At 65.8% G+C, this 10,454-nt stretch carries 9 protein-coding genes; 3 read left to right on the top strand and 6 right to left on the bottom strand.

From position 1 onward, the window contains the following. Position 1 precedes the first annotated feature (1 nt). Positions 2-1,324, bottom strand: coding sequence for a serine hydroxymethyltransferase (glyA, locus tag NDB2M1_RS05670; RefSeq protein WP_072380384.1), 1,323 nt, complete (start codon positions 1,322-1,324; stop codon positions 2-4). Between the two features lie 12 nt (positions 1,325-1,336). Next, entirely contained in the window at positions 1,337-1,777 is a 441-nt protein-coding gene (rpiB, locus tag NDB2M1_RS05675; RefSeq protein ID WP_072380386.1) for a ribose 5-phosphate isomerase B, read from the bottom strand. A gap of 266 nt (positions 1,778-2,043) precedes the next feature. Between rpiB and NDB2M1_RS05680 the strand changes: the two genes are divergently transcribed. Both NDB2M1_RS05680 and NDB2M1_RS05685 read left to right on the top strand, forming a co-directional pair. Further along, a complete protein-coding gene (locus NDB2M1_RS05680) occupies positions 2,044-3,324 on the top strand; it encodes a flavin-dependent oxidoreductase (RefSeq protein ID WP_072380388.1) in 1,281 nt (426 codons plus the stop codon). Further along, a complete protein-coding gene (locus NDB2M1_RS05685) occupies positions 3,321-3,776 on the top strand; it encodes a DUF3237 domain-containing protein (RefSeq protein WP_072380390.1) in 456 nt (151 codons plus the stop codon). The genes NDB2M1_RS05680 and NDB2M1_RS05685 overlap by 4 nt, the downstream gene beginning before the upstream one ends. 24 nt (positions 3,777-3,800) lie before the next feature. On the opposite strand, the gene NDB2M1_RS05690 is transcribed toward NDB2M1_RS05685, so the two are convergent. The 4 genes from NDB2M1_RS05690 to NDB2M1_RS05705 form a co-directional block, all read right to left on the bottom strand. Then, complete coding sequence (locus NDB2M1_RS05690) at positions 3,801-4,445, bottom strand: transposase (RefSeq protein ID WP_072380392.1); 645 nt, start codon at positions 4,443-4,445, stop codon at positions 3,801-3,803. A gap of 167 nt (positions 4,446-4,612) precedes the next feature. Beyond that, complete coding sequence (gene rpoD / locus NDB2M1_RS05695; RefSeq protein WP_072380394.1) at positions 4,613-6,619, bottom strand: RNA polymerase sigma factor RpoD; 2,007 nt, start codon at positions 6,617-6,619, stop codon at positions 4,613-4,615. 46 nt (positions 6,620-6,665) lie between these two features. After that, entirely contained in the window at positions 6,666-8,531 is a 1,866-nt protein-coding gene (dnaG, locus tag NDB2M1_RS05700) for a DNA primase (RefSeq protein ID WP_072380396.1), read from the bottom strand. 136 nt (positions 8,532-8,667) lie between these two features. Next, positions 8,668-9,120: a GatB/YqeY domain-containing protein gene (locus NDB2M1_RS05705; RefSeq protein WP_072380398.1), complete on the bottom strand. Its 453-nt coding sequence runs from the start codon at positions 9,118-9,120 to the stop codon at positions 8,668-8,670. Positions 9,121-9,280: 160 nt separating this feature from the next. Between NDB2M1_RS05705 and carA the strand changes: the two genes are divergently transcribed. Further along, positions 9,281-10,453 (top strand): glutamine-hydrolyzing carbamoyl-phosphate synthase small subunit, encoded by a 1,173-nt coding sequence (gene carA / locus NDB2M1_RS05710; protein WP_072380400.1) that lies wholly within the window; start codon positions 9,281-9,283, stop codon positions 10,451-10,453. The last annotated feature ends 1 nt before the right edge of the window (position 10,454 follow it).

Here is a 10,454-nt window from a genome sequence, read left to right on the forward strand (position 1 = left end):
CTTACAACTCCGGATAGATCGGGAACTTCGCACAAAGCGCTTCAACCCGTTCGCGGACGCGTTGTTCCACCTGGCCATCGCCTTCATCGCCATTGCGCGAGAGACCATCGACGACTTCGGCGATCAGCGCGCCGATCTGCCGGAATTCGTCTTCGCGGAAGCCGCGCGTCGTGCCCGCCGGGGTGCCGAGACGGATGCCCGAGGTGACAAAGGGCGAGCGCGTGTCGAAGGGGATGCCGTTCTTGTTGCAGGTGAGCCAGGCGCGGTCGAGGCCCTTTTCAGCGGCCTTGCCGGTCACATCCTTGGGCGTGAGATCGACGAGCATCGAGTGGTTGTCCGTCCCGCCCGAGACAATGCCGAGGCCGGCGTCCTGGAGGCTGGCGGCAAGGGCGCGTGCGTTGGCGACGACCTGATGCGCATAGGCCGCGAACTCGGGCTTGAGCGCCTCGGCGAAGGCGACGGCCTTGGCGGCGATGATGTGGACGAGCGGGCCGCCCTGCATGCCGGGGAACACCGCCGTGTTGATCTTCTTGGCGAGCGCTTCGTCGTTGGTGAGGATCACGCCCGAGCGGGGGCCGCGCAGCGACTTGTGCGTGGTGGTGGTGACGACATGGGCGTGCGGGATCGGCGAGGGGTGCGCGCCGCCCGCGACGAGGCCCGAGATGTGCGACATGTCCACGAGGAGGTAGGCGCCGATCTCGTCAGCAATCGTGCGGAAGGCTTCCCAGTCCCACACGCGCGAATAGGCGGTGCCGCCAGCGATGATCAGCTTGGGCTTGTGCTCGTGGGCAGTGGCGCGCACTGCGTCCATGTCGATCTGGTGATCCTCGCGGCGCACGCCGTAGGCGACCGGCTTGAACCACTTGCCGCTCATGTTGACCGGCGAACCGTGGGTGAGGTGGCCGCCCGAGTTGAGGTCGAGGCCCATGAAGGTGTCGCCCGGCTGGAGCAGCGCGAGGAACACGGCCTGGTTCATCTGGCTGCCCGAATTGGGCTGCACGTTGGCGAATTCGCAGCCGAACAGCTTCTTGGCGCGCTCGATGGCCAGCGTTTCCACGACGTCGGCATATTCGCAGCCGCCATAGTAGCGCTTGCCGGGGTAGCCTTCGGCGTACTTGTTGGTGAACACCGAGCCGGCCGCTTCGAGGCAGGCGAGGCTGGTGATGTTTTCCGAGGCGATCAGCTCGATCTTGGTCTGCTGGCGGTGCAGCTCACCGCGGATCGCGGCATAGACTTCGGGATCGGCGGCTTCGAGGTGCTCGGTGAAGAAGCCGGCTTTGCGGATTTCCTGCGCGCCAAGGTTTTCTGGTGCTGCAATGTTCATCGGCGGGGCTCCTTATGCGAGGGCGGGGGAGGAAAGCTTGGCGACACGGGCCTGGTGGCGGCCACCGAGAAATTCGCCGGCGAGGAAGGCCTCAAGGCAGGCTTTGGCCATTTCGGGGCCGACGAGGCGGGCGCCCATGGCGATGGCATTGGCGTTGTTGTGCGAGCGGCAGAGTGTGGCCGAAAGCGGTTCGCTGACGAGGGCGCAGCGCAGCGCCGGGTGGCGGTTCACCGCGATCGAGATGCCGATGCCCGAGCCGCACAGCGCGACGCCGCGTTCGGCAGCGCCCGAGGCGACGGCTTCGGCGAGCTTGTAGCCATAATCGGGGTAGTCGACGCTTGCGGTGCTGTCCGGCCCGAGATCGAGCACTTCGTGGCCGAGCGCGGCGATGTGGGCGGCGAGTTCGGCCTTGAGATCGAATGCGGCGTGGTCCGAGGCGATGGCGATGCGCATGGGCGGCGGGTGGTCCTGAGCCGGGAGATTCGTTGGAAACAGCGCTTTAGGAGGGTTGGCCCGGCATTGCCAGTGCGCGCGATTGCCTTAAGTTCAACATTAGGAAAAATTATATGAATGAAGATGCCTCCGTCAGCCCTTGCGGGCTGCCACCTCCTCCTTTGCCCCTTCGACAAGCTCAGGGGAAAATGGGGAGGACCTGGGCCATTGCAACGCCGGGGCCGTGCCTGTAGCGGCGCTATCGAACATAACATTCGGGATGCGAGATGGCCCAGAACGAAGTGCTGGTTGCAGGCGGCGGGATCGGCGGGCTGGTACTCGCGCTGACGCTGCACCAGATCGGCGTGCCCTGCGCGGTGCTGGAAAGCGTGCGCGAGCTGAAGCCGCTCGGCGTGGGAATCAACCTGCAGCCCAATGCGGTGCGCGAACTGGAAGACCTTGGCATTGGCGAGGCGGAGCTCGACGCGGTGGGCATTCCGGCGCGCGAGTGGGCGCTGGTGGGGCTCAATGGCAAGGACATCTATGCCGAGCCGCGCGGGAAGCTCGCCGGGTATCGCTGGCACCAGTATGCGGTGCACCGGGGGCACTTCCATATGCTGCTCTATCGCACGGTGCTGGAGCGGCTTGGGCCGGATGCGGTTCGGCTGGGGTGCCGGGTAAGCGGGTATCGCAAGGACACGGACGGCGTGACGGCACTGGTCGAGCGGGCGGATGGCGGGCGCGAGGAGCTTTCGGCCAAGCTGCTGATCGGCGCGGACGGCATCCATTCGGCGATCCGCGCGCAGATGCACCCCGATCAGCCGCCGATCCACTGGGGCGGGACGATCATGTGGCGCGGCACCGCGCGCGGGGTGCCGATCCGCAGCGGTTCCTCGTTCGTGGGGCTGGGGACGAGCCGGCACCGGGTGGTGCTCTATCCGATCTCGCACCCCGATGCGGACGGCATGGCGGACATCAACTGGATTGCCGAACAGACCTTTGACGCAGACCACGACTGGTCGAAATCGGGCTGGTTCCGGCCGGTCGGGCTCTCCGAGTTTGCGCACGAGTTCGAGGGGTTCGTCTACGACTGGCTCGATCTGCCGGCGCTGCTGGCTGGATCGGACGCGGTCTACGAAAACCCGATGATCGACCGCGATCCGCTGCCGACATGGGTGGACGGATCCGTAGCGCTGCTCGGCGATGCGGCGCATCCGATGTATCCGACGGGCTCCAACGGCGCTTCGCAGGCGATCATCGACGCGCGCGTGCTGGGGCGGATCATGACGGAGCGGGGCGTGAATGCGGAGGCGCTGGCGGCGTTCGATGCCGAGCTGTGCGGCCCCATCGGTGCAGTGGCGATGCGCAACCGGGGGGCGGGACCGTTCGGCCTGCTCAACATGGTCGACGAGCGCTGCGGCGGGCAGTTCGATGATATCGACGCGGTGATCCCGGCGGAAGAACGCGCGGCCTTCATGCTGGCCTATCAGAAGGCGGCGGGCTTTGCGAAGGAGCAGCTCAATGCCGCGCCGCCGACGATTCCGGCGGGAGCGAGGGTTTTGGCATGACGATAGCTTTGGAACACGTCTGCGATCTGGTGGTCGAACTTTCGCCTCCGCATGAAATGGGCGCGGCGCTTTCGGGCACGCGGCGGATCATTCCGATCGTCGGCGGCACGGCGCGGGGGCCGCGGATCAACGGGCGCATCCTGAACGTGGGCGCGGACTGGCAGACCGTGCAGGCGGGCGGCGTGGCGCAATTGGATGCGCGCTATGGAATCGAGACCGACGACGGCGCGGTGATCGAGGTGGTGAGCCAGGGCATCCGGCATGCCTCCGCCGAAGTTGCCGCGCGGATCGTGGCGGGGGAGGTGGTGCCCCCTTCTGAATACTACATGCGCACTGCGATCCGGCTGGACAGCGGGCATCCGGACTACGCGTGGGTGGCGCGTTCTATCTATGTCGCGGATGGCGGCAAGGTGGGGAATACAGTGCGGCTCGCGGTTCATCGGGTGGGGTGATCGACGAAAAATAGGGGACAGTCCCTATTTCATGCGGCGCGGGCGGCCTCGCGGTTTTTGCTCCGGCGCAGGACTACCCGCTATCTCGACTCCGCCAAGCGGACGGCCTGATCGCATCGCAGCTTCGAGTTCGTCATCACGCTCGCTGGCCTCGACGCCATCGGCCAGATAGGCGCGCCAGTTGGTGACCGGGAATTCGTGCTCCAGATCGGTCAATCCATCGGGCGCGCCGCTGATGTGGGCTCTGGCGCTGGACCATGGCCATTGCTCCGCATCACCGACGAGCCCGGCCTTGACCGGATTGTTCTCGATGTAGCGGACGGCAATGGCGAGGTGTGCGGCATCCATTGGGTAGCTCGCATAGCGTCCCTGAAAGAGGTGGCCAGAAACGCCCTCGCGCAAGTTTATGCGCTGGGCATAGCTGGTGTGCGTGCGGGACAGCACCGCGCGCAGGTCATCGGCGGAGGGTGGGACGAGCACGAGGTGAACGTGGTTGCTCATGAGGCACCATGCGAGGCAGCGCACCGAATGGTCGGTGCAGTTCTTCGCCAATAGCGTCAGATAGCGCCGCCTGTCGTTGTCGGAGAAGAAGACATGTTGTTGTCGATTGCCGCGTTGAATGACGTGGTGGGGACAATCGGGGACGACGAGTCTCGCGGCACGCGGCATGGCGCAACCTCAAAAATGGGGACAGTCCCCATTTATTCTGGTCCATCGGCACACGCAACATAAATGGGGACTGTCCCCATTTTTGACGCCGTGAGCGGCGCAACCGGGGCAAACGAAAAGGGCCCCGCCGCAGCGGAGCCCTCTCGATAAATGGGGACTGTCCCTATTTATTGATCCAGGAACGACCGCATCTTCCGTGACCGGCTCGGGTGCTTCAGCTTGCGCAGCGCCTTGGCTTCGATCTGGCGGATGCGTTCGCGGGTGACCGAGAACTGCTGGCCGACTTCCTCGAGCGTGTGGTCGGTGTTCATGCCGATGCCGAAGCGCATGCGCAGCACGCGTTCCTCGCGCGGGGTGAGGCTGGCGAGGACGCGGGTGACGGTTTCCTTGAGGTTGGCCTGAATCGCCGCGTCCACCGGGATCACCGCGTTCTTGTCCTCGATGAAATCGCCGAGATGGCTGTCTTCCTCGTCGCCGATCGGCGTTTCGAGGGAGATCGGCTCCTTGGCGATCTTCATCACCTTGCGCACCTTTTCGAGCGGCATCGAAAGCCGCTCGGCCATTTCTTCCGGCGTGGGCTCGCGGCCCTGCTCGTGGAGGAACTGGCGGCTGGTGCGCACCAGCTTGTTGATCGTCTCGATCATGTGGACCGGGATGCGGATCGTGCGCGCCTGATCGGCGATCGAGCGCGTGATCGCCTGACGGATCCACCACGTGGCGTAGGTGCTGAACTTGTAGCCGCGGCGGTACTCGAACTTGTCGACCGCCTTCATCAGGCCGATGTTGCCTTCCTGGATCAGGTCGAGGAACTGCAGGCCGCGGTTCGTGTACTTCTTGGCGATCGAGATCACGAGCCGCAGGTTCGCCTCGACCATTTCCTTCTTGGCAATGCGCGCCTCGCGCTCGCCCTTCTGGACCATGTTGACGATGCGGCGGAACTCGCCGAGCGACATGCCGGTGGCGGCGGCGATATCGGCGATCTCGGCGCGGATGCGCTCGACCGGTTCGGCTTCGTTGGCGGCAAAGGCGGCCCACTTCTTGTCGCGGCTCGCCAAGGTCTGCAGCCAGCCCTCATCGAGCTCGCGACCGACGTAGTGATCGAGGAAGTCCTTGCGCGGCACCTTGTGGCGCTCGGCAAGGCGCAGCATCTGGCCGCCGAGCGTGGTTAAGCGGCGGTTGAAGGCGTAGAGATTGTCGACCAGATATTCGATCTTGGTCGCGTGGAACTGCACGCTTTCGACCTGCGCGGTGAGATCCTCGCGCAGCTGCTGGTACTGCTGTTCCTTCGCGGCCGGGAAATCATTGCCGGCGCCGAGCGCGTTGAGGCGTTCGGCCTGCACTTTCTCGAAAGTGCGGAAGAGGTCGGTGATCTGGGCGAACTTCTCGAGCGCTTCGGGCTTCAGCTGCGCTTCCATCTGGGCGAGGCTGAGGGTGTTGTCCTCTTCCTCTTCCTCGGCAGGGCGCTTGGCGCGGCGCTCGGTGAGCTCGTCGTCCTCGTCTTCGGCGGATTCCTCCTCCTCGACGTCTTCTTCTTCCTTGAAGGAAGGACCGGCGGTGGCTTCGCTGATCTCGCCGTCGCCTTCCTCGCCGTCTTCGGAGAGGTTTTCAGGCTGGGGCTCCTTGGAGAGCATGGCGTCAAGATCGAGGATCTCGCGCAGCTGCATTTCGCCCGCGTTGAGCGCTTCTGACCACTGGATGATCGCGTGGAAGGTGATCGGGCTTTCGCACAGGCCCAGGATCATCGTGTCGCGGCCCGCCTCGATGCGCTTGGCGATGGCGATTTCGCCCTCGCGGCTGAGCAGCTCGACCGCGCCCATTTCGCGCAGGTACATGCGCACCGGATCATCGGTGCGCTCGACGGTTTCCTTGCGCTTGGTGACAAGGTCCGGTCGCTCGTCGACCGGATCGGCATCCTCAACTTCTTCGTCGCTACTCTTGTCCTCAGGATCGACCGCGTCCTCGTCGCTCTCGACGATATTGACGCCCATTTCATTGAGCGCGGACGTGATGTCCTCGATCTGGTCCGAGCTCATGTCGTTGGGCAGAGCTTCGTTGAGCTCGTCCCACGTGATGATCCCGCGGCGCTTCGCGCGGGCGATCAGCTTCCGGATGGAAGCATCGTTGAGATCGATCAGCGGAGCATCGCCGGTGTCAGTCGTGTCGGTGGAAGCCATCTATTCCCGGTACCATCTGTGCTGCGCGCGCGATGTGAATCCCCCTTCACATCCCGGCGCGGGTGCGGCCCATTTGCCCCAACCGGGCCAGCAGCGCCAGCCTTCGTTGCAGCAAACGTTGCTGTTCGGCGAAGGTTTCGTCGGAAAACTCCGCCTCGTGCCGGCGCGTGGCCTCTGCCAGCGCCGCTTCGACGGCCGGAAGTCCGACCAGCAGATCCACCGCTTCGGCGAGTTCGTCCGCCGCACCGGGTGCCTTGCCGTCCAGAAAACCGAATCGCATTCCGGCGTAATCGTCCGCCGAAGGAGCCCGAAGACCCCGTTTCGCCAATATGGGAAGAACGTGCGTGCTTTCAAGCGGCTGGGCCGCGCTGTGGACGAGATCGATGAGGGCATCGAGCAGCGCGGCGAGGGCGGGATCGGGCACCTCGATGCGGGCAAGCGACTCGGCGTGGCGGGCAATCTCGCCGGGCTGCGCGATCAGGCCGGTGAGCACGGCGGCAAGGAGCGGGCGGCGCTCGCCGACGGCCTGCATGCGCGCGGTGACGGCGGCGGGGAGGGGCGGTGGGCCGGGCTGCCATTTGCCGCCGGGGCCGGGGCGGCGCCCTGAGGACTGGAAACTCGGCTGGAAGGGAGGCCGCTCGCGCTGCGGGTAGGCGAGCTCGCCGAAACGGTCGAGCAGGTCGCGGCGGTAGAGGCCCTTGATATCATTGTCGCCGATGCTCTCGACATGCGCCATGAGGCGCGCCTTGAGGCCGGCCTTGTCCTCCGGTGTCGTCACCGGGCCGGCAGCGCGTTCGATATCCCATAGGACTTCGACCATCGGGCGGGCGGCGGCGAGGACATCCTCCATCGCAGCCACACCGCGCTGCTTGATGAGGTCATCGGGATCGAGCTTGTCCGGCAGGACGGCGATCTTGAGCGAATGGCCGGGGCGCAGCAGCGGCAGCGCGCGGACGATGGCGCGGGCGGCGGCGCGCTGGCCGGCGGCGTCGCCGTCGAAGCAGAGCACGGGGCATTCGGTGAGGCGCCAGAGCCGCTCGATCTGGTCTTCGGTGAGCGCCGTGCCCAAAGGGGCAACCGCCTCGCCAATACCCGCCGCCGCCAGCGCGACGACGTCCATATAGCCTTCAACCACCACGACGCGGCCCGACTGGCGCGAGGCAGGGGAGGCGCGGTGCAGGTTGTAGACCGTGCGGCCCTTGTCGAAGAGCGGCGTATCAGGGGAATTCAGGTATTTGGGCGCGTCCGTCTTCGTTTTGTCGAGGATGCGCCCGCCGAACGCGATCACGCGGCCGCGCGGATCGCAGATCGGGAGCATCAGGCGGCCACGGAATCGGTCATAGGGATCGCGGCCTTCGACGACGATCCTGAGGCCTGCCTCGATCAGCATGCCTTCGGGGAACTGGGAGAGCGCCTCCTTCAGCGCCGTGCGGCTGTCAGGTGCGTAGCCGAAGCCGAATTCCTTGACGATGTTTGCCGGAAACCCGCGCGAGGCGAGATAGGCGCGGGCCTGTGCGCCCTGATCCGCGGCAAGGCTCTTCACGAAAAACGCCTGCGCCGCTGCCATCACATCGTGGAGCGACTTCTGTTCTTCCGCCCGCTTTGCCGCGCGGGGATCGGGCGCGGGGACTTCCATCCCTGCGCTGGCGGCAAGTTCCTTCACCGCATCGAGGAACGGCAGGCCCTGATGGTCGGTCATCCAGCGGATCGCGTCGCCATGCGCGCCGCAGCCGAAGCAGTGGTAGAAGCCCTTCTCGTCGTTGATCGTGAAGCTGGGTGTCTTCTCGTTGTGGAACGGGCAACACGCCTTGAACTCGCGCCCCGCCTTCTGCACCCGCACGCTGCGCCCGATCAGCGCGGAGAGCGAGGTCCGTGCGCGCAGTTCATCGAGCCATTGGGGGGTGAGGCTCACCGGCTCCCCTCCCGCTTGCGGGAGGGGCTGGGGGTGGGCCGAGCGAGGGGCAACCTGACAGGCCCACCCCCGACCCCTCCCGCAGGCGGGAGGGGGGAAGATGGGGAAAGTCCTCCCGCAAGCGGGAGGGTAGACGTCACGCCAGCGCCGCCTTCACGAGCCCGGACGCCTTGCCCATGTCGAGCTGGCTGCCATGGCGGGCCTTGAGCGTGGCGACGACGCGCCCCATGTCCTTCATGCCGGTCGCGCCGAGCTCGGCCTTGATCGCCTCGATCGCAGCCCTGGTGTCGTCCTCGCCCATCTGCTGAGGCAAGAATTCCTCGATCACGGCGAGTTCGGCCTGTTCGATATCGGCGAGTTCCTGACGGCCGCCTTCCACGTAGAGCGCAATCGATTCGCGGCGCTGCTTGGCCATCTTCTGAAGGACGTCGACCACGATGACGTCATCGTCGGGCACGCTCGCGGCGGTGCGCAGCTCGATGTCCTTGTCCTTGAGCTTGGCGAGAATGAGGCGCAACGCGGCGAGGCGGGCCTTGTCGCCCGATTTCATGGCGCTGATCTGGGCGGCTTTGATCGTATCGCGGATCATGGGATTCGTATTCCTGTGGATGTGGGCCCCGCGCTGGGGCGAAAGGCTGTGACTTAGGCGAAAGTTTCTGCCTTCGCTAGGTTGACGGGAAGGGGCGAGGGGCCTAGCGACCGAGCCTTAGCGACATCGCCAGACCCCTGCCAACGGAGCGCCCCACATCATGGCCGACCCCGCCACCACTCATGCGCCCAAGCCGGCCGGCGCGACCGGCGTTCTTGTGCTTGCAGACGGCAGTGTGGCGTGGGGACGCGGGTTCGGCGCCGAGGGAAAGGCGGTGGGCGAGGTATGCTTCAATACCGCGATGACGGGCTATCAGGAAGTGATGACCGACCCGTCCTACGCCGGGCAGGTGGTGACCTTCACCTTCCCGCATATCGGCAATGTCGGCACAAACCCTGAGGATATGGAAAGCCATGACGTGCCCGGCGCCGTGGGCTGCGTGGTGCGCGAGGATGTGACGGCGCCGGCAAATTTCCGCGCGGTGGAGCCGCTGCAGGCGTGGCTGGCGGAGCGGGGCAAGATCGGCCTCTCCGGCATCGACACCCGCGCGCTGACGCGGCGCATACGGCTGCTCGGCGCGCCCAATGCGGTGATCGCGCATGATCCCGATGGCCAGTTCGACATCCCGGCGCTGATTGCCGAGGCCAAGGCGTGGCCGGGGCTGGAAGGCATGGACCTCGCCCGAGTGGTGAGCCGCGAAGCGCAGTCCGACTGGGAAGGCGGGATCTGGCGCTTGGGGCAGGGCTATGCCCGCTCGCCACGCGATGAGCGGCCGCATGTCGTTGCGGTCGATTACGGCGCCAAGGACAATATCTTCCGCAATCTGGTGCGTGCGGGCGCGCGGGTGACGGTGGTTCCGGCAGAGACTTCGCTGGAGACGGTGCTGTCGCTGGAGCCGGCGGGCGTGTTTCTTTCCAATGGGCCGGGCGATCCGGCGGCGACGGGTGTCTATGCCGTGCCGCTGATCCAGGGCCTGCTGGAGCGCGACATTCCGGTGTTCGGGATTTGTCTCGGCCACCAGATGCTCGGCCTCGCGGCGGGAGCGAAGACAGTGAAGATGCACCAGGGCCACCGCGGCGCGAACCACCCGGTGAAGCGCCATGCCGATGGCGTGGTCGAGATCACCTCGATGAACCACGGCTTCGCGGTGGACAACGCCGCGCTGCCCGAGGGCGTGGTGGAGACGCATGTCTCGCTGTTCGATGGTTCGAACTGCGGGATCGAGATCGCGGGCAAGAAGGCGTTTGGGGTCCAGTATCACCCTGAGGCGAGCCCAGGACCGCAGGACAGCTTCTACCTGTTCGAGAAGTTTGTGGGGATGCTGGGAGCTTGAA

It is taken from the genome of Novosphingobium sp. NDB2Meth1 (assembly GCF_900117425.1).
Lineage (GTDB): Bacteria > Pseudomonadota > Alphaproteobacteria > Sphingomonadales > Sphingomonadaceae > Novosphingobium.